Here is a 20,043-nt window from a genome sequence, read left to right on the forward strand (position 1 = left end):
CGTAGATCAACGCCAAACCGTGGATACCAGAGTGGCTACCGCCCAATCTGGTCAGCGCCAGCGACTTAACAAAACTTAACCTTTTTTAGGTCGAACACCTGTCATCGAGCGCATCGTACTAACGGCTATCTGGACAGTGATGGCTTTGAGTCTATATCTGTCTAGAAGTCAGTGGGAAGCACCCAGTCAGGCTCGCTTGCCAAAGTCGCCCTGGATAACGATGCCACCGGCAAGACCGTCGAGGTAGTTCGCATACCATTGCATCATCACCGTGCGCTGTGGGAGGTACTGGGCCTTGTTGTAGACGCCAGCAACGCCAGGTTTTTTGTGCGATAGCTGGGCCTCGACGTGGTTCTCGTCGAACCCGTTCTCGTTGAGCACTGTCGACGCGATATGCCGGAAGCCGTGACCGGTTTGCCGGCCTTCATATCCCATACGGCGCAGCGCCATCAGAAACACGGTGTCACTGCGTGGTTTGGTGTGGTCGCTGCGGCCAGGGAATAGAAGGGGATAGCTGCCGGTGTACTGGCGTAGTTCCTCCAGCGCCTCGATCGCTTGCGACGAAAGCGGCACCAGGTGCTCAAGTCCTTTCTTGCGGCCTTTGCGCTCGACGGGGATCGTCCAAACCTTCTTGGCAAAGTCGAACTCAGACCACTGAGCTTCGCGTAGCTCGCTTGGACGCACGGCGAACAGGCTCAGCAGCCGCAGGCCGAGGCGCACGTCGTGGGCGTGTGGATAGGCTGCGATGGCTCGGATCAGGCCGGGAAGTTCATCGGGTGAGACGTGGGCGTAGTTCTCGGCCTTGCCGGACTGGAGATATTTTTGCAGCCCCTCGAGCGGGTTATGGGTGGCCCGGCCGGTTACCCTGGCCAAGTCGTAGGCGTCTCGGCAGTACGAGCGCACTCGGCTCATTTGCTCAAGGATTCCCTGCCGCTCCATGCCGCGCAGAAACTCCATCCACTCAAGCGGAGTGATATCGGCATAGGGGCGTTTGCCGAACACCGGGAAGACGTGACGTTCCAGGGCGCCGATGATTCGCTTGGCGGTGCCCGCATCCCAGTTGGTGAGACGCGAGGCGTACCATTCTCTCGCCAGTGGCTCGAATGTCTCGCCGGCGATATCCCTTTCTACTTTCTTGCGGACTTGCTTGGTAACGATCGGTTTTTTGCCGTCGGCGCCGTCGGTGCGTAACTCGGCAGCTTTCTGCCTGGCGACTGATCTGCTCACCTCGGGGTAACCGCCAAGCCCAAGCCCAAGCCATGACTATTTGCCGTCAGGCTAGCTGCCAGGGCTTTTGGCCATCAGGCTTCACGCGGAAATAAAGGCCGCTCCCGTCCAGCTCGCGATACTCGTTGGCATCAGGCTCCAGGCCGGCCAATGCGGTGTCGGAAAGGGGGGGCGTTCTATCTCGGAGCGCTTCATTTGGGCTCGTATCCCCTCGGTTCAATTATTTGTCGAGGAAGCACAGAGGATACACGGAGGACGGTATAGGGGGGATACAAGGAGAGACAGCCAGAAACAAGAAAGCCCGCACGAGGCGGGCTTCTTGAGGTGATTCATAGACTGCTGTAGACGTCTATGGATCGGTACTTGGTGGTACACAGTCATTTGAACCATAAGCCTAAGCTAATGTATTTGTTATGCTTTTTAACTGCTAAATCAGTTAGGCATACACATAGGCATACATGCTGTCGGGCATCTCAACGGATGCTCCCCTGATATCTGAGCTTGGCATGATGTCGTCCATCTCGACAAAACGACGTTCCAGACCTCTGACTGGTCTACTAAAAAATATGCCATACATAGCCTTGGAGTGGCATTACTAGCCAGATAGGCTGGAAAATCTGGTTTGCGGGTGGTGTTGATGGAGTGATTAGCCGCTCATCGTTTTTAATGTGAGCCCCTGAACATAGGAATGCGGAGCCATCCTATGTTCAGGGGCTTGGTCTAAAAGTCTTAATGACCTTGGTGTTGGCGACAGCCGTCGGCAACCTGTGTTTCTACTCGCATTGCACTTCGCTGAACGGGGTGATCTCCTTTGGCGGTGTCACAGCACACAGTGGTTTGCGCCAATAACCCACGCTATGCCATTGGCCATGCTTGAATCCGACCTCAGGGTAAGTGCCAATATGCGTGAACCCGAGTGATTCGTGGATACCTATACTTCCGGCGTTGGGTAAGGCGATACCTGCATAGGCCGCATGAAATCCCTGTTTTTCAAGGAGTGGCAAAAGCCGCTGATAAAGTGCACGGCCAATCCCTATTCGGTGTACGGCTGGATCGATATAGACGGTGACATCTACCGACCAACGATAAGCTTCCCTGGCTCGATGCTGGCTTGCATAAGCGTATCCAACGACCTTGCCGCTCATCTCTGCTACCAGATAGGGGTACGTCCGCATTGTTACTGCAATTCGCTCCGCCATCTCGTCGATGGTCGGTGGTGCCAGCTCAAACGAGATGACGGTGTCCAAAACCATCGGAGCATAGATGGCCTGGATATCGGAGGCATCAGTGGGTGTAGCAACTCTCACTTTGTAAGTCATGTCTTTCCTCGTCGCTCCCCTTATAGAGCCGTGGCTGATGGATGATGAACCATACAGGCACCGTCCCTCCAGGATGTCGCGTTAGCTTCGTATATCACCATCTTGAAAAGCTTCACCACATTCGCGAATCAAAGTGAGCTTCGATCACTGTATAGGGAGCTTGAGGTAAGTGCGAGCCGCCCTTAATACGTTTTGGATGTGTGAGGTTCACAGCAGCAGATAAGTTCTGAAGATGGCGTCTCAGTAAGAGAACATGTTCAATTCACGTATGACGGATGCGATGATTTCAAACGATCGAAAACGTTGGTGGTGACCGCTATCTGTCGGATATGGATTTGGCGGGTCGGGCAAGTCGGTAGACAGGACTACGCCTAGGCAACAGTGCAAGATGCCGCCAAAGTTCAAAATGTTTTCATGCGGTTTTACCCATTCACCAGACCTTCAGATTTTTTGCCTTGGGTAATCTGCTCGTACATCCGGACCCTGCGGTGATTGCGCGCGTAACCGCCCATAGCCGAAACGGTGCCGCTTTGAATGTGATCCAGGTAACGGAACATCTTTCGCGGTGAAATAGAACGCACCTGATAGCCCAAGGCAGTCATTCGATCTTGCAGTTCATAACCCGGATTACGCTCATCCATTTGAAAGTGAAAGCCGTGTTGCTTGATGAACGCCACATTCCACAATGTGCAAAAGCTCTTCAGGTGGACTTCTCGATACGGCTTGGGCGCTCTCGCCTGAACGCCGAGTGCCAGCAAACTCCGTCGGGCGTAGTGCTTGCAAAAGCGTGAGGCCAGGCGCCAGGCCGAGCGAACGCTCCCTCGATCCAATTGCTCCAAGCATCCGACGGCAGCCACGTCGCGTTGCCCCGTGCATTGGTCGAGCATCATGGTGAACACTGCCGGATCGTAAATGAAGGTATCGGTATGCAACAGAAACAGATAGTCGGTTTCAACCTGCGCCAAAGCGAGATCCAGAGCACGGCCATGGGCAATGTTTCCGGCTTCGGAGTCGGTGTGCTTGCGTTCGATCAGCTCAATCCAGTCCAGCGAGCGCAAGTACTCGCTGCTTGCATCGTCAGAGTGGTTATCCACCACAATCACCGGAACATTTGTCCCTCGCAGAGCCTCCTGCAGAAGCATCAGACAGGTTTTGGTCAGATCAAGTGTTTTGTAGTTAACCAACACAATGCTGTAGTTGGCGGTCGCTGGAATTGGACGAGTCATAGTTTGTGGTACCTCGATGATTTCACCGATATCGCGCAACACCGTTCTTAACGGTGACGGACGTTCACACGGTCAGTTCGAACGCGAGGCGTCACTGGTGGAGGCGTTCTGGTTGCTGGCAGTGGCTGCAGCCGTGGCAGACTCTGACTGTTGAAACGAGGCCATGGCGGTTGCCCTTGCCGCTTCCATTTTGTCCATCACGGTATCGCCACCGCCTTCTGCCATTGCGGCGACGGAAGCGGTCATCAAGGTCACGATCAAAAGGGCTTTAAGGCTGTTCATGAGTGTTTTCCAGTAGTGAGTTGAGCCAACACATTGTTTGTTGGCTTGAACTCATCTTGACGCTCACGGCCTTTCGCCCAGTTCTCCGCAAAATGAATTTCTCGACAGGTTGGCGGCGAAGCTGGATTTTTTGAGGGCTAGGGGGAGATAAATACGACGGGAAGTTTTGTCGCGTTGCGTGTTTCGGCCCACGCTCAGCCAAACCCCCAGGAACATGATCAGACAATGCCGAGTGACGCGGATGGGCCCGTCGACCCCGTCTTGCCAAGCAGTTCGATGCGACAGCCAGGCGCTGCATCACTGACTGTCAGCTTGAGGTCGTGTAGGCGCGCAACGGCGGTGACCATGCTTAACCCCAGGCCATTACCCGGTGTGTTTCGGCTCGCTTCGGCACGGTACAACCGACGAAACACGGCTTCGCGCTCTCCTTCGGCAATGCCCGGTCCATTGTCTGTGACACAAATTCCGACCGACCCAAGATTGGCGATTACGGTCAGGTTGACTTGGCTATCGTCGGGACAGAACTTGATGGCGTTATCCAGCAGATTGCAGAGCGCATCAAATAATAACTGTGCGTCTCCGGCGATGACGGCAGGACCCTGACTTTTATTGAGCGTGAGGCTGATGCCACGTTCTTCTGCCAACGGCTCATAGAGTTCGGTGGCGTCGGCACTGATCAGGTTCAGATCCAGCGGCGCGAAGTGACTGCGGCGGGCGCTGTTTTCGATTTCCGAGATACGTAGCAACGCCTTGAAGGTCAGAAGCAGTGCCTTGGCTTCGACCAGTGCCGCGTCGATGCTGGCGGCATATTGTGCTTCATCGAGACCGCGGCGCTGGGTGCGCTCCAGCCCTGCGATCAACCGAGTCAGAGGGGTGCGCAGGTCGTGAGCGATGTCGTCGCACACGCCTTTGACCTCGTTCATCAAGCGTTCCAGCTCATCGAGCATGCCGTTGACCACGGAGGCGAGGCGGTCGATGTCGTCGTTGTTGCCCTGGATGGGCAAGCGGCCGGTCAATTCGCCTTCGATGATCCCCTTAATCGAGCTACTGACCTTGTCCAGGCGTCGGTGGGCCGAGTAACCCAGTACAACCGCGCCAAACAGGCCGACCACCAGCAGCAGCACGCCACCGGAAACCAATGCCTTGATCAACAGTTCGTCAAATTCGCGTATGTCGTGGATGTCCTGGGCTACCAGCAAGGTCTTGCCGTCGGCCAAGTGATGGACAATGAAGCGTATCGGGCGCTGATGACCGCTGGGCTTGTGCCAATCGAACTCCTGAGGTTTGTCGTAGGCGGAGAAGGGCGGCAATTGCTGGATGGCCCCGGCGATGAACTGGCCTTGTGCGTCGAACAGGCTCTGGGGAACGCGCGCTTCGGTATCCTGCTCGGCGTGATTGCGGATTTCCCTGAGTTGTAACTCGGTATTCTGTGCACTGCGGGTTTCTACCTGGCGATACAGCGCGGTATCCGCTTCGGCTTTCAGGTAGAACGCTGTTTGCCAATAGACATAGCCGAACAGTGCGAGAAACGAACAGCCGAACAGTCCGAGAAACAGCAGGCCGGTGCGAAAACTGATGGTCCGCGGAATCTCACTCAGGCGAACGGAGGACATAACCGGCTCCACGAATGGTATGGATCATCGACGGTTCGTTTTCGTCGTCGATCTTGCGTCGCAAACGGCCCATGTGGACTTCGATGACGTTGGTGCGCTCATCGTAGGCGTAGTTCCAGACCGCTTCGAACAGCATGGTGCGGGTGACCACTTGCCCTGCATGGCGCATCAAGTGTTCCAGCAACGCGTACTCACGGGGCACCAGATCAATGACACTGTCACCACGCCGGACCACCCGGCTCAACAGGTCGACCTCCAGATTGCCGACCCGCAAGCGTGTTTCCCGAGCTTCGGAGACCGGTTCGGCGCGGCGACGGTTCAACGCATCCAGCCGTGCGGTGAGCTCGATGAATTCGAAGGGTTTGGTCAGGTAATCATCACCGCCTGCGCGCAGGCCGCGAACCCTTTCGTCCAGCGCACTCAAGGCGCTGAGGATCAGCACCGGGGTGCTCACGCTTGCCGCCCGTAATGCGGTCAGTACGCCAAGTCCATCGAGGCCGCCGGGTAGCATGCGATCCAGGACGATCAGATCGAACGGTTCACTCAGGGCCTTGAGCAGACCTTCGCGACCATTGTGGACGCAGCTCACGGTGAAGCCGTGGTCACACAGCGCCGCTTCGATTTCGCGGCAGGTAAGCAAGTCGTCTTCGACGACTAGAACATGGGTCATGGCAGATGAACCGCTCACATAATCGGGCAGAGATGGCATAGTGTGACAAAGCCTGCGGCTATGCCACGTTCCCGCCAGGTAAATAAAAGTTTAGGTTGGATTTCTGGAGGCGGTACCTTGCGCATTCTTGTGGTTGAAGATGACGCCCAGACCGCGGCTTACCTGTTACGTGGGTTGAGCGAAAGTGGTCACATCGTCGATATCGCCAGCGATGGCAATAGTGGGCTGGGCATGGCCCTGGAGCAAATCCATGATGCGCTGATCGTCGACCGCCGCTTGCCCGGCCTCGACGGTGTTGGCCTGGTCAAGGCTCTGCGAGCGCAACAGTTGCGGGTGCCGATCCTGATGCTCAGTGCGCAGGCGTCCACCACCGACAAGGTTGAAGGCCTGCAGGCCGGTTGCGATGATTATCTGGCCAAGCCTTACGCGTTCGCCGAAGTACTGGCGCGGCTCGATGCTTTGCTGCGCGGGCGCGAACAGACGACGAGGCCCGCGCGTCAGTTGCAAGTCGGTGAGCTGCAACTCGACTGCGCCACACGCACCGCGATACGTCAGGGCCGAGTCATTGCCTTGCAGCATCGCGAGGCGCTTTTGCTGGAGAAGCTCATGCGCCACAGCGGTCAGGTGGTCACCCGCGACATGCTGCTCGACAGCGCCTGGGACTACTCTTTCGACCCCAACGACAACGTCATCGATAAACATATCCATCGCTTGCGGCGCAAACTCGATGAAGGTTTCGACTATTCGCTGATCAAGACCATTCCCGGGGCCGGCTACAGCTTTCAGGAAACGCCGGAGCAAGGCTAAACAAAAATTTATCTGCCGACGAACGCTCTGGCAGGCACTCCTCGCTATCTTCTGCCCATTCGTGGATCGCTCCACACAGGATTTAGCGGGGGATGGCTTGCCCATGTCGGTAACAACTTTGGTGGCCCGCCGCAGGCGGGTTACGTGTCTTTCATCCGTGGCGGTGACGTTGTTCGGCATGCTCATGCTTGACGGCTGCTCGATGGTGCCGCAGTACCAGCAACCCGAGTTGCTCTTGGCGCAACAGTTCAATGGTCCGACAGACAGCTCGGCGGCTGAGGGCGGCCAGTGGTGGCGCGAGTTTCGCAGCGCCGAACTCGACTCATTGATCGCCCGGGGCCAGGCCTCCAACTACACCCTTAAGGCAGCGGTCAGCCGCATCGATGAAGCCCGCGCTTCGGCGCAGGTGGCCGGGGCGGCGCAATATCCGGCGCTGAATCTGGGAGGCAATTACCAGCGACAGAACAATTACGGCTCCACGGAAAAACGTAGCGTATTTGCCGAAGCCACCTATGAAGTGGATTTCTGGGGCAAACAGCGCGCTGCCGCTGACTCCGCCGATGCGTTGGCCAATGCCACAGTATTTGATACGCAAACCCTGCGCATGAGCCTTAGTGCGAGCATTGCCGACCGCTACTTTGAGGTGCTGTCCCTGGAGGACCGGCTGCGTCTGGCCCAATCCATTGCCGACGATGCGCGACAGGTGCTGGATTTGGTGGAAGTCCAGGCCAGTCAGGGCGCCGTGTCGAATCTGGAAGTCGCCCAGCAGCGCAATGCCATGCAGACCTTTGAAGCGGCGATGCCGCCCCTGCGGCAACAACGGGACCTGGCGCTCTACCAACTGGCCGTTTTGGTGGGGGCACAGCCCGAGGGCTTTCATCTGCAAGGAAACGGGCTGAAAACTCTGCAAGTGCCGCAGCCTTCGACTGGCCTGCCGATTGGATTGTTGCGTCAGCGCCCAGACATCCAGGCCGCCGAAGCACGGCTGAAATCCGCCAATTTCGACGTGGGCGTTGCCCGCGCCGCGTTTTTACCGAACCTGTCCCTGGACCTGCTGGGTGGCATCGATACGCTCGCCGGCGGCCAGATCTGGAGCGTCATCGGCACGCTCAGCCAACCGGTGTTTGCCGGCGGTCAGCTCAAGGGTCAACTGCATTTCGATCAGGCCCATGTCCAGGAGCTGGCATCGAGTTATCGCGAGTCGATCATCGAAGCGCTGCAGGATGTTGAAACCCAGCTTAGTGCGGCCCGCGAACTCGATAAAAGCTACGTCCTGAACCAGTCCGCCGTGGACTCTGCCCGCGAAGCCGCACGTCTGGCGCAGGTTCGCTACCGACTCGGCTCGACCGATTTCCAGACACTGCTGATCGTCGAACGCACCCAATACCAGGCCGAAGACACGCTGTTACAGGTACGCCTCCAGCATTTGCAGGCCGCTGTCGGCCTGTTCCGCGCCTTGGGCGGGGATTTCTCGCCGAACACCCTTACTTCCAGTTCTTCTGCTCAGGTTGCTCACCCATGAATGCCTTGAACCCACGTCGTCGCGTTATGTTCGCAGGGGGAGTGGTGCTCTCGCTGGCCGCTCTCATCGGCGGCTTTCAATGGAACCGTCAAGCCCATGCCGCACCGGTGCAGGTCGACGCCGGCGCCGTGCCGGTGCAGATGAGCCAGGTCAGCCGCCAGGACCTGCCCGTCTGGATCAGCGCCATCGGTAACGTACAGCCGCTCAACAGCGTGAATGTGCGGGTGAGGGTGGACGGTGAGCTGCAAAAAGTCCTGTTCAACGAAGGGCAGACTGTCACCGCTGGCAGCTTGCTGGCGGTCATCGACCCGCGGGTTTTTCAGGCACAGGTAGCCCAGGCACAGGCCTTGGTGGCCAAGGATCAAGCGCAACTGACTAACCTGAAAGTCAACCTTGACCGGGCCGGCAAACTGGCCGCCGCCAAGGCAGGGCCGACCCAGGACGTTGAAACCTACCGCGCCCAACTGGCCGCCCAGCAGGCCACCTTACAGGCCGATCAAGCGGGATTGGATGTGGCGCGCCTGCAACTGGAGTTCACTCAGGTCAAGGCACCGTTGACCGGTCGTACCGGCCAGCGCCTGCTGGACGTCGGAGCGATTGCCCACGGCGCCGAAGCCACCGGGTTGGTGACCATTACCCAGATGAACCCGATTTCCGTGGCCTTCGCCGTGTCTCAGGACGAATTGGCGGAAATTCTCGAAGAAAACGCCAAAGGCGCATTGCAGGTGGTGGCGATGACCCGCGATGGAAAACAGGAAATCGCCCGCGGCCATTTGAGTTTTATCGACAGTCAGGTCACCGCCGCCAGTGGCCAGATTCAGCTCAAGGCGCAATTCGACAATGGCGCTGCGAAACTCTGGCCGGGAGAGTTGGTGAGCGCGCGGTTGCTGGTGCAGACGCATAAGGACGTGGCCGTGGTCCCGGCTGAAGCGGTGCAGTTGGGACGCCAGGGTAACTTCGTCTATGTGGTGGATGCTGATCAACGGGTGCAACCGCGTCTGGTCGATGCCGCCACGGTCGTCGATGGCAAGCAGTGGATTCGCCAGGGTCTGACGGCCGGTGAAACCGTGGTGGTGCAGGGCCAGTCCCGCGTCGCGCCGGGGCTGAAGGTCACGCCGGTCAAGGCCAACACCACCGCCGATTTGGCAGAGGCCGCCCGATGAATGCGCTGGCCGGATTGATTCAACGGCGCGTGGGGCTGAGTCTGCTGGCCATCGGGGTCTTGCTGCTCGGTACCTTTGCTTACTTTCATCTGCCGGTGGCGCCGCTGCCGACGGTGGATTTCCCGACCATTCAGGTCACCGCCAAACTCTCCGGGGCAAGCGCCGAAACCATGGCGTCTTCGGTGGCGACGCCCTTGGAACGCGCCTTTGCGGCCGTGCCACAAGTGACGTCGATGACCTCGTCGAGTGCGGCGGGTAAAACCCAGGTGGTACTGCAATTCGATCTGTCGCGAGACATCGATGGTGCTGCGCAGGATGTGCAAACAGCAATCAACACAGCCACGCCGAACCTGCCCAAGACCATGTCCAGCGCACCGACCTTCAACAAGGTCAATCCGGCCGAAGGTACCGTGATGTCGCTGGCCGTGACGTCACCTGTGCGCACGTTGCCAGAGCTGGACCGCTACGCCGACAACTACATTGCCCAGCGCTTGTCGCAGATGCCCGGCGTCGGCCTGGTGGATTTTCACGGAGAACAGAAACCGGCGGTGCGGGTACAGATCGATCCCGATGCGCTGGCCGCTCGCGGCCTGACCCTGGAGGATGTGCGCAGTGTGATCGGCGTCAGCACCCTTGATCAGCCCAAGGGCACCCTCGATGGCCAAAGCCGTTCGATCACCCTTGGTGCGACCGATCAATTGCTGGACCCACAGCACTATCGTGATCAGGTTATCGCCTATAAGAGCGGCATGCCGATCAAGCTCGGTGACCTGGGGCGGGTGATTGCCGGCGCCGAGGACACGCAACAAGCTGCGCAATTGGGTGCCGAGCCAACGGTTATCGTCGACATCCACAAACAGCCTGGTTTCAACCTGTTGTCGACCATCGCCACCATCAAGGCCAAGCTGCCCGAACTGACCGCCTCGTTGCCGCGAGACGTACAGGTACAGGTGGTTGGTGACCGCACCCAGACCATCGAAGCCTCGGTCAACGACATGCAGTTCACCTTGCTGCTGTCGATTGCGCTGGTGGTCGTGGTGATCTTTGTGTTTCTGCGCAAAGCCACGGCAACGCTGATTCCCAGCCTGACCATCCCGCTGTCTCTGGTGGCCACGTTCGGGGTGATGTACTTGTTAGGCTATAGCCTCGACAACCTGTCGATCATGGGCCTGGCGATTGCCGTAGGGTTTGTGGTGGACGATGCCATCGTGGTCATGGAAAACATTGTCCGGCATCTGGAAATGGGCAAGTCGCGACTGCAATCGGCGGTCGATGGTTTGCGCGAGGTGGCGTTTACCATTGTCTCGATGACGGTGTCGCTGATCGCGGTGTTCCTTCCGATCCTGTTGATGTCCGGCATTGTCGGGCGCTTGATGCGTGAGTTTGCGGTGACCGTCAGCGTCGCGATTATCATGTCCGGCATCGTTTCCCTGACCATCACACCCATGCTCTGTGCGTGGCTGCTCAAACCCCATGCCTATCATGAAGAGGGGCGCTTTGCCCAGGCTTGCGAGCGGGTGTTCGAAGGCCTGCACAACGGTTATCGCCGTAGCCTGGGTTGGGTGCTGGACCATCAGCGCATCACCATGGCGGTGGCCATCGCAACAATGGTGGCGACGGCGGTGCTGTATGTCGGCATCCCCAAGGGCTTCTTCCCGCAACAGGACAACGGCTTGATCCAAGGTGTGGCCGAAGCAGCGGCTGATATTTCACCCATCGCGATGCGTGCACAGGTCAACCGCGCGGCCGACATCATCGGCCAGGACCCGGCGGTGGCCCGGGTGTATTTCTGGATCGGCCCGAACCCGACTGTGAGCCAGGGCAAGGTGATGATCAACCTGAAGCCGTTCAGCGAGCGCACCGCCAGCGCCGCCGAAGTTATCCGTCGCCTGCAACCGGCGCTCGACCGGTTATCCGGAGTCAAAGTGTTCATGCAGGCCAACCAGGACATCCAGATTGGTGGTCGCGCCAGCAAGACCCAATACCAGTACACCCTGCAAGATCCGGACAGTGTCGAACTGGATCACTGGAGCGGTGTGCTGCTGGAGAAGCTCAAGAGTTTGCCGCAGTTGCAGCACGTAACGTCGGACCAGCAACAGGCCATCGCCCAATCGACCCTGGTGATCGACCGTTCCACCGCTGCACGGCTGGGCGTAACGGTGCAGGCCATCGACGACGTGCTGTACGACGCCTTCGGTCAGCGACAGATTGCGACGATGTTCACGCAGCTCGATCAGAACCACGTGATTCTTGAACTCGACCCGAGCTGGCAAACGTCCACCGCCACCCTTGAGCATTTATTTGTCCGCGCAAGTTCCGGCACCCTGGTGCCGCTGAACCTGCTGGCCAGCGTCAAGACCGAACAAGTGCCGATCATCATCAACCATCAGGGCGTGTTCCCGGCCATTACCCTGTCGTTCGACCTCGCGCCCGGCCATGCCCTGAGCGAAGCGGTCACGGCGATCAATCAGGCGTCCCTGGCCGTCGCAATGCCCGACACCGTGCTGGGCAGTTTCCAGGGCACCGCCCAGGCCTTCCAGGATTCATTAAGCTCACAACCCTGGCTGATTCTGGCGGCGATCCTCACGGTCTACATCGTATTGGGTGTGTTGTACGAGAATGCCATTCACCCGTTGACCATCATATCGACCTTGCCCTCAGCTGGTTTCGGCGCACTGCTGGCATTGATGCTCTGTGGTCAGGATCTGTCGGTTCTGGGGATGATCGGCATCATTTTGCTGATTGGTATCGTCAAGAAGAACGCGATCATGATCGTCGACTTCACGTTGCAGGCCCAGCAACAGGGCCTGTCGCCCCGGGAGGCGGTACGCGAAGCCTGCCTGTTGCGTTTGCGCCCGATCCTCATGACCTCCCTGGCTGCGTTGCTGGGCGCTGTGCCGCTGGCCTTCGGTCATGGTGCCGGTTCCGAGTTGCGCCAGCCGCTGGGTATCGCGATTGTCGGTGGCTTGGCGGTGTCGCAGATTCTGACGCTGTACACTACGCCGGTGGTCTATCTGTGGTTTGAACGTAGGCGTCGAAAAACACTGCTCAACCGCGCTGAGGTTACGGTTTTAAACCCTTAACTACCCAAAAACCTCTGCAACCCGGTCGGGGTTTTGCGATTAAAGCCATCCTGACTTGTAACAACCAACCCAGAGTTAGCGGTGACGAAAGGCAGAAATCAGCCCAAAGCCGTCATTTCGTAGACGCTGAGTGGAATACGGTAGCTGCTTGACTTGTTGAGGGTTCGAGTGGTCAGGCGTGCTGGGAGAGAGTGAAATGGCGCTTCACTGCCGTAAGTGAATTCCCCGTCTGGCGGACGGCAGCCCTGATTTCATCTTTAGTTACCCCGAACTTCACGGCCCAAAAACTTAGCTCGAAGCCGTCGTTTATGTTGATTATGAGTGCGTCGGTGTTAGCCACAGATTTTTGCTTTTTCATTGGACTTTCCTTGTCAGAATTCAAGAGTGCTCTGTCAGAGTAGTCTGTGCAGACGAAGAGCGCTGAGGTTTTCTGAGCTACTTTTAAAAGTTTTTGATCGATCGTCATTGATCCTGGCGATCGGTGAAGTTGATCGTACGGACAGAACATCGTTTGGAAATCGGCTACATGATGGTGAAAACTGAAATCGCCAGGACCTGAAGCCGATTGGGAAATTACGAACTTTGGAAGTGATCGCACATTATTTAGACGATCATGTCCTGCTGCATAAATCGAGACGCAACTGATTATCCTAGGTCCCATGGTCAATTTCCTACAGACACCTAATTGGGGAGCTCGCTATTCTCCACTAAACAGATGCGCATAACCGGAATCGAAGTCATGGGCGAGCAATGGATTGCTGTTACTAGTATGTTGGCGTTGGCATGGATCGTATTCATCGCGCTGATTATCGAGCGGTACCTTTTTTGATTCCCAAGCGCGCCGTTAAATTCTGGTAATTTTGAAATGTGCTTGTGGGCGGAAGTCGGAGAAACACACCAAAGCGCCCTTAACGTCATAAACGCATGTCCCCCCCTCTTCCAATAACGCCGCTTATGTTCAAAAGGCCCCCACATCCAGTCTAGGTGTGGGGGCCTTTTTTAAGGTAACCAAGCCCCCAACACTGGCATGCAAGTGCAGGGGGGCTTGGCTGAGGAGCGTGTCGTCCGTGGCATCAGAAGATTTCATTGTCGGGCGTCTATAGGGCTGATAAGGCCACTCTAGGGCGGATGTTGGCAAAAAAAGTCAAAAAAGGTGGTGATTGTCTTTGTTCGGCGCAGGTGCTTACAGCGCTTGCAGCCAAACCGTCACGCACAGGCCACGCTGCGCTTGGGTATCGCTGAACGACAACTGCACCCGTGCGCCGCTGCGCTCTACAATCGCCTTGACGATCGACAGGCCCAGCCCGGAGCCGGCCTCGTCGGTGCCCAGGCTGCGGTAGAATGGGTCGAACACCCGCGCCTGTTCTTCTGTGGCAATGCCGGGGCCGGAGTCCTTGATGTGCAGCACTACGGCGCCTGGGGTCTGGGTCACCGAGAGGTCTATGCGCCCGCCCTCCGGGGTATAGCGAATGGCGTTGTCCACCAGGTTTTTCACCAGACTGAACAGGTCCATCGCGTTGAAGGTCACGTGCACGTCCTGAGCGCCGTCCACGCCTATATCGAGCTGCTTGCGTTCGGCCAGCGGCAGCAGGTCTTCAAGGACCTGGCGATACACGGCATGCACCGACAGGCGGGTGTGCACCCGTTCCGAGGTTGACTGTGCTGCCGCCAGACTCAGCAGTTGGTCAATCAGCTGGCGCCCACGCGCGATGCCCCGGGACAGCGGCACAAAACGCTCGCGGCTCATGGGCGACATCTCGGTGGCGGCCAGCCGGTCGGCCTGCAACGCCAAGGCCGTCATGGGCGAGCGCAGCTCATGGGCGGCATCGGCGACAAAGCGCCGCTGGCTGTCCATGGACTGCGCGACGCGCGCCAGCAGGCGATTGATCGCCACCACAAACGGGCGCACTTCGGTGGGCAGGTGCTGCTCCTCAATGGGGTGCAATTCTTGCTCGGCGCGTTGGTCGATCTCGGCCGCCAGCACACCAATCGGGCGAAACAGCTTGCGCACCAGGTCGCCGACTACCAATAACAGCACGGGGAAAAGAATCAGGAACGGCAACAAACTGCGCCAGGCGGCTTCACGGGCGTCCTTGTCGCGGGCGTCGGACTCCTGGGCCACGGCGATGCGCTCGCCACCGGCGGTGGTGTGCACCAGCACGCGAAAGGCTTCACCGGCCATCTCAACCGTGGATAAGCCATCGGCCAGGTCGGCAGGAAAGGGCAGGGGCAGGGCTTCATCAGTGGTGCCCGTGGCGTGCGGGCTATCGTTCAGGCGTTGAATGATCACCCGGGTTTCTTCGTCGTCGCCAGCCAGGGCCGGGCCTTGCGGGTACTGCAGGGTCATGTGCTGGCGGTCGAACAGCATCGCCACCTGGCGCAAGGTGGCGTCCTGTTGTTCGTGGGTTTCTTCAAACGCCGAGACAAACGCAAACACGCTGGCCGCCAACGCCACCAGCAGGATCGCCAGACACAGGGTCACCGACAGCCGCAGTTGCACCGACTCACTCAAACGCTTCTTGAAACCATCCATCCCATGCCCCTGACATTCTTGATCACGTGGGTGCCCAACTTGCGCCGCAAGGCGTGAATCAGGAACTCGATGGCGTTGCTCTCCACTTCATTGCCCCAACCATACAGGCGGTCTTCCAACTCACTGCGCGAAAGGATCGCCCCCGGGCGGATCAGTAACGCTTGCAGCAGCGCAAATTCGCGGTTGGACAACGCCACTTCGCGCTGTTCGTCGGTGCTCGCGTGTTTGCTCAGCAGGTTCAGGGTCACCACGCCATTGCCCAGCACCGACTGGGCGGCTCCACCTTTGCGCCGCAGCACGGCGCGAATGCGTGCCAGCAGTTCGGCGATGTCGAAGGGTTTGAGCAGGTAATCGTCGGCGCCACCGTCCAGGCCGCGCAGGCGGTCGTCGAGGTTGTCGCGGGCGGTGATGATCAGCAGGGGCACGGGATTGTTGCGCGCGCGGATGCAGTCCAGCACGTCGAGGCCGTCCTTGCCGGGCAGGCCCAGGTCCAGCAGCACCAAGTCGTAGGAGTGGGTATCGAGCGCGGCCAGGCCCGTGAGGCCGTTTTTAACCCAGTCGGCGGCATAGCTCGCATCGCTGAGCGCGCGCTGGATGGCGTCGCCAATCATGGAGTCGTCTTCGACCAGTAGAATCCGCATCTTGCTCTCCAGCGCCAACGCAAACGCGGCGAGGAAGTCGCCGCGTGTGTAGTGAAGCATGTTGTCAGCCTTTCATCGAATCGAAGGCCTTGAGAAGGTCGTCCATCGCGGCCTGGCAGTCGGCCTGGTTCGGGCTGATGTCACGCAATGCCGAGAGCGCGCGGTCGATGGCTTTATCCAGCACGTGCCAGTCGCTGGCGGCACGCGGTTTGATCCCGGCTTCGGCGCTGTCCCAGCTGCTTTCTAGGTCCTTGATGCGGGCTTTGGCGCCGGCCAGGTCGTGCTTGGAGACCAGGGCCGACACGTCCACGGCAATGTTGCGGAACTCCGACAGGTCCCCTAGTTTCGAGGTCTGGCGCTGGCTGCTGCTTGAGCCGGCACTGGCTGCGTCCTTGGGTGTATCGCCAGGTTTCGAGCAGCCAGTGGCGATGCTCAGCAGGCCGATGGTGGAAATAATCGCGACGTGGCGGATCATTTTTCTGAGGTTAAGCATGGCGATGTCCTTGGGTTCAATGAGTAAGGGGTTTGCGGTTGCCGACGCTGAATTGAGCCACGGCCACCAGCAGAACGATGACGAACAGGAACAGCGCGCTGGTCCAGCTGGCGCCCATGCCCAGGCCGCCATAAGTCTTGGCCTGGGTGAGCAGATCGCCCAGCGAAGCACCGAAGGGGCGGGTGAGGATGTAGGCGACCCAGAAGGTCAGCACGCTGTTGACGCCCAGGCGCCAGGCCAGCAGGGCAACGCCGATCAGGCCGGCGAAAATCACCGCGCCGAGGGTGAAACCCAGGCCCAGTGCCTCGGTGGCCAGGTCGCCGGCGGCAGTGCCCAGGGCGAAGGTGCAGAGCACCGTGGTCCAGTAGAACCATTCGCGCCGTGGGGTGACGATGTCGCGGATGGACAGGCTGCGCTCGGTGCGGTACCAGAGCATGAAATTGAGCGTGAGCAGCACTGAGAAAATCGCCGTGCTGGCATACAGACTGACGTCGAGTTTATCGGTGAGGATATCGGTGATCTGTGTGCCGACGATGCTCACCAGCACCACGGTCAGCCAGTAGATCCACGGTGTGTAGGCCTTGGTGCGCAGCTGCCCGAACAGCGCGAGCCCCAGCAGCGCGGCCATGCCGAGGCTGGTGGGGCCGGCGCCGAAGCCGGCATCCACGGCGAGGTAATCCGCGCCGGTTTCGCCCACGGTGGTGGACAGTATCTTGATCACCCAGAATGACAGCGTCACCTCGGGTACTTTGTTCAGCCAACGGGCTGCTGTGGCATTCATCGGGATTACCTCTCCTTGACCGCGCGGTGGTTGGCGCAAGGGAGAAGGTACGGCACGAGACTTAGCTGAGACTGAGGGCCGGGTTTTTTATCCAAACAGCACGTGGGCGGTGCCCGTGGTCGACAGGTGCACCGCGCTGCCGGCCGGTGGCGCCAGCAGGCCGGCGCTGCGCACCAGGATCGTATGGCTCGGGTCAGCGTGCAACGCCACGGTCAGCGTGCAGGTGTTGCCGCCGAACTCGCGCTCGGTCACCACGCCAGGGCAACCGGTGGCACTGAGGTGCACCTGCTCGGGGCGCAGCATGATCCGCGCCGAGTCGTGGCTCAGCGGGCTGTTGGTTTGGATCCGCCCCAGGTCGCAGTCGGCCCAGCCGGCCTGGATACGCGCGTGCAGCACCACTGCATCCCCGAGAAACAGCGCGGTCTGCTCATCGGCCGGGTACTGGTACATCTCCATCGGGTGGCCCGACTGCACCAGGCGGCCCTGGCGCATCACCGCCAATTGGTCGGCAAATGACAGTGCTTCCGCCTGATCATGGGTCACCAGAATGGTGGTGATGCCGGCATCGCTCAGCAGCCGCGCGACCATCTTACGCATGGCCGAGCGCAAGCCGGTGTCCAGCGCCGAAAACGGCTCGTCCAGCAGCATCAGGCGTGGTTGTTGCGCCAGGGCGCGGGCCAGCGCCACCCGTTGCTGTTGGCCGCCGGACAGTTCATGGGGCCAGCGCCGCGCCATATTGGCGTCGAGGGCCACGCTGTCCATCAGCTCGGCGATACGGCTGTGGTACGCCTCGCCCTTGGTCGCCAGGCCAAAGCCGATGTTGTCGGCCACCGTCATGTGCGGGAACAGTGCGCCATCCTGTGGCACATAGCCGATCTGGCGCTGATGGGCCGGCACGGCGTGGGTGGCGTCCACCAGGACCTGGCCGTTGAGTGTGAGGCTGCCGCTGTCGGGGAATTCAAACCCGGCGATCATGCGTAACAAGGTGGTCTTGCCGGAGCCGGAGGGCCCGACGATCACCGTGCGCCCGCCGGTGGGCACCGACAGGCTGACGTCGGCCAAGGCGCGCTGGCTGCCGAAGGATTTGCAGAGGGCGTGGAGTTCAAGGGCGTTCATCGGCCTGCCGTGCGTTTGGATTGGTGGTAGAGGAGGCCGGTCAACGGCAGTGACAACAGGATCATGATCAGCGCGTAAGGCGCGGCGGCGGCGTAGTCGATCTCGCTGGTCATCGCCCAGAAGCCGGTGGCCAGGGTGCGCGTGCCATTGGGCGCGAGCAGCAAGGTGGCAGTCAGCTCGTTGGCGATGGCCAGGAACACCAGCGCCGCCCCGGCAGCCGCGGCGGGTGCGGCCAGGCGCAGGGTGATCAGCCACAGGGCGCGGCCCGGCGAGCGGCCGAGGCTACGGGCCATGTTTTCCAGCTCCACCGGCGCCTGGGCGATGCCTGCGCGCAGGCTCACCAGGGCCCGTGGCAGGAACATCAACAGGTAGGCCAGCAGCAGGGTGATAGTGGTTTGGTAGATCGGCCGGGCGAAGTGGATGGTCACCGTCACCAAGGCCAGCGCCACCACGATGCCCGGCAACGAACTGGTGATGTAGTTGCAGCCCTCCAGAATGCGCTGCAAGCGCCCCGGCGCACGGATCGACAGCCACGCAATCGGCACCGCCGCGCAGGTGGTCAGCACAGCGCCGGCCACTCCCAGCAATACGGTTTGCTCCAGCGCCGGCAGCAATTCGTCGAAGCGCCAGACCTCGCGGCCGCCGGAGATCAACCATTGGCCCAGGGTCACCAGCGGAACGCCCAGGGCCAGCGCGCAGGTGAGGATTTGCAGGCCCAGGGCGAGCAGGGTGGTGCGCGGGCTCAGGCGTACGATGCGCTGCTCGCGGGCGCTGCCGGAGCCGACCCGCGCATAGCGGGCATGGCCGCGTGCGGCGGACTCGGCGGTGAGCATCGCCAGGCAACACAGGGCCAGCACCGCCGCGAGCATATTGGCCGCCGGGCCGTTGAAGGTGGATTTGAACTGATCGAAGATCGCTGTGGTAAAGGTGTCAAAGCGGATCATCGCGTACAGGCCGTACTCGGCCAGCAGATGCAGGCCCACAAGCAGCGCACCGCCGCAGATCGCCAGGCGCAACTGCGGCAACACCACGCGCCAGAACACCGCCCACGGCTTGAGGCCCAGGGACTCGGCTACATCTTCAATCGCAGGGTCGAGCCGGCGCAGGGTCGCCGCCACCGGCAAGTACAAAAACGGGAAATAGGCAATCACCGACACCAGCACGCCGGCCGGCAAGCCGTGTATCGAAGGCACCAGGCTCACCCACGCGTAACTGTGCACAAACGCCGGCACCGCCAGCGGCGCGACGGCCAACAGCGACCACAGCCGCCGCCCCGGCAGGTCGGTGCGCTCGGTCAGCCACGCCAGCGCAATACCCAGCAGCATGCACAGGGGCAGGGTGATCACCACCAGCAGCACGGTGTTGACCAACAGTTCACCCGCACGCGGGCGCCACACCAACGCTTCGATCTGCGCCCAGCCGATTTGCCAGGACACGCCGATCACAAACGCAATCGGCAGCAGTGCCAACAGCGACACCAGCACCGATAAACTCGTGACCCACCTGCCCCCACGGCCTTTGAACAGGCCGTGAACGCGGCGTTGCGCGGGCGCCGTCAGCGCCTGGG

16 protein-coding genes and 1 pseudogene are annotated in these 20,043 nt (G+C 59.9%); 4 read left to right on the forward strand and 13 right to left on the reverse strand.

The annotated features are described in order from the left end of the window. Window positions 1–186 precede the first annotated feature (186 nt). The 6 genes and pseudogenes from INT12_RS19040 to INT12_RS19065 form a co-directional block, all read right to left on the reverse strand. A pseudogene (locus tag INT12_RS19040) lies at window positions 187–1,422 on the reverse strand (tyrosine-type recombinase/integrase). Between the two features lie 578 nt (window positions 1,423–2,000). Then, the gene (locus INT12_RS19045; RefSeq protein ID WP_193040021.1) at window positions 2,001–2,546 is read right to left on the reverse strand and encodes an arsinothricin resistance N-acetyltransferase ArsN1 family B; all 546 of its coding nucleotides are present in this window, start codon (window positions 2,544–2,546) and stop codon (window positions 2,001–2,003) included. 422 nt (window positions 2,547–2,968) lie between these two features. Beyond that, window positions 2,969–3,772, reverse strand: a complete 804-nt coding sequence (locus INT12_RS19050) for a glycosyltransferase (RefSeq protein WP_193040033.1) — start codon at window positions 3,770–3,772, stop codon at window positions 2,969–2,971. Window positions 3,773–3,844: 72 nt separating this feature from the next. Beyond that, on the reverse strand, window positions 3,845–4,054 hold the full coding sequence (locus INT12_RS19055; protein ID WP_193040022.1) for a co-regulatory protein PtrA N-terminal domain-containing protein: 210 nt from the start codon (window positions 4,052–4,054) through the stop codon (window positions 3,845–3,847). 218 nt (window positions 4,055–4,272) lie between these two features. Continuing rightward, window positions 4,273–5,667, reverse strand: coding sequence for an ATP-binding protein (locus tag INT12_RS19060; protein WP_193040023.1), 1,395 nt, complete (start codon window positions 5,665–5,667; stop codon window positions 4,273–4,275). Next, on the reverse strand, window positions 5,645–6,337 hold the full coding sequence (locus INT12_RS19065) for a response regulator transcription factor (protein WP_193040024.1): 693 nt from the start codon (window positions 6,335–6,337) through the stop codon (window positions 5,645–5,647). Before INT12_RS19065 ends, INT12_RS19060 begins: the two co-directional genes overlap by 23 nt. A 117-nt stretch (window positions 6,338–6,454) precedes the next feature. On the opposite strand from INT12_RS19065, the gene INT12_RS19070 reads away from it, so the two are divergent. From INT12_RS19070 to INT12_RS19085, 4 genes are all read left to right on the forward strand, one after another. Then, complete coding sequence (locus INT12_RS19070) at window positions 6,455–7,144, forward strand: response regulator transcription factor (protein ID WP_193040025.1); 690 nt, start codon at window positions 6,455–6,457, stop codon at window positions 7,142–7,144. 103 nt (window positions 7,145–7,247) lie between these two features. Next, window positions 7,248–8,666, forward strand: coding sequence for an efflux transporter outer membrane subunit (locus INT12_RS19075; RefSeq protein ID WP_193058974.1), 1,419 nt, complete (start codon window positions 7,248–7,250; stop codon window positions 8,664–8,666). After that, on the forward strand, window positions 8,663–9,829 hold the full coding sequence (locus INT12_RS19080; RefSeq protein WP_193040027.1) for an efflux RND transporter periplasmic adaptor subunit: 1,167 nt from the start codon (window positions 8,663–8,665) through the stop codon (window positions 9,827–9,829). The genes INT12_RS19075 and INT12_RS19080 overlap by 4 nt, the downstream gene beginning before the upstream one ends. Beyond that, on the forward strand, window positions 9,826–12,912 hold the full coding sequence (locus tag INT12_RS19085; protein ID WP_193040028.1) for an efflux RND transporter permease subunit: 3,087 nt from the start codon (window positions 9,826–9,828) through the stop codon (window positions 12,910–12,912). The genes INT12_RS19080 and INT12_RS19085 overlap by 4 nt, the downstream gene beginning before the upstream one ends. Window positions 12,913–13,084: 172 nt before the next feature. On the opposite strand, the gene INT12_RS19090 is transcribed toward INT12_RS19085, so the two are convergent. The 7 genes from INT12_RS19090 to INT12_RS19120 form a co-directional block, all read right to left on the reverse strand. Beyond that, on the reverse strand, window positions 13,085–13,270 hold the full coding sequence (locus INT12_RS19090) for a DUF3606 domain-containing protein (RefSeq protein ID WP_069552565.1): 186 nt from the start codon (window positions 13,268–13,270) through the stop codon (window positions 13,085–13,087). A gap of 825 nt (window positions 13,271–14,095) precedes the next feature. After that, window positions 14,096–15,445: an ATP-binding protein gene (locus tag INT12_RS19095; protein ID WP_193040029.1), complete on the reverse strand. Its 1,350-nt coding sequence runs from the start codon at window positions 15,443–15,445 to the stop codon at window positions 14,096–14,098. Further along, window positions 15,421–16,086: a response regulator transcription factor gene (locus INT12_RS19100; protein WP_122251808.1), complete on the reverse strand. Its 666-nt coding sequence runs from the start codon at window positions 16,084–16,086 to the stop codon at window positions 15,421–15,423. Before INT12_RS19100 ends, INT12_RS19095 begins: the two co-directional genes overlap by 25 nt. A gap of 64 nt (window positions 16,087–16,150) precedes the next feature. Then, complete coding sequence (locus INT12_RS19105; protein WP_122251788.1) at window positions 16,151–16,579, reverse strand: hypothetical protein; 429 nt, start codon at window positions 16,577–16,579, stop codon at window positions 16,151–16,153. A gap of 16 nt (window positions 16,580–16,595) precedes the next feature. After that, window positions 16,596–17,360: a hypothetical protein gene (locus tag INT12_RS19110; protein WP_193040031.1), complete on the reverse strand. Its 765-nt coding sequence runs from the start codon at window positions 17,358–17,360 to the stop codon at window positions 16,596–16,598. 87 nt (window positions 17,361–17,447) lie between these two features. Continuing rightward, a complete protein-coding gene (locus INT12_RS19115) occupies window positions 17,448–18,476 on the reverse strand; it encodes an ABC transporter ATP-binding protein (protein ID WP_122251787.1) in 1,029 nt (342 codons plus the stop codon). Further along, window positions 18,473–20,035 (reverse strand): iron ABC transporter permease, encoded by a 1,563-nt coding sequence (locus INT12_RS19120; protein WP_319017448.1) that lies wholly within the window; start codon window positions 20,033–20,035, stop codon window positions 18,473–18,475. Before INT12_RS19120 ends, INT12_RS19115 begins: the two co-directional genes overlap by 4 nt. Window positions 20,036–20,043: the final 8 nt, after the last annotated feature.

This window comes from Pseudomonas sp. K8, assembly GCF_014889455.1.
Classification (GTDB): domain Bacteria; phylum Pseudomonadota; class Gammaproteobacteria; order Pseudomonadales; family Pseudomonadaceae; genus Aquipseudomonas; species Aquipseudomonas veronii.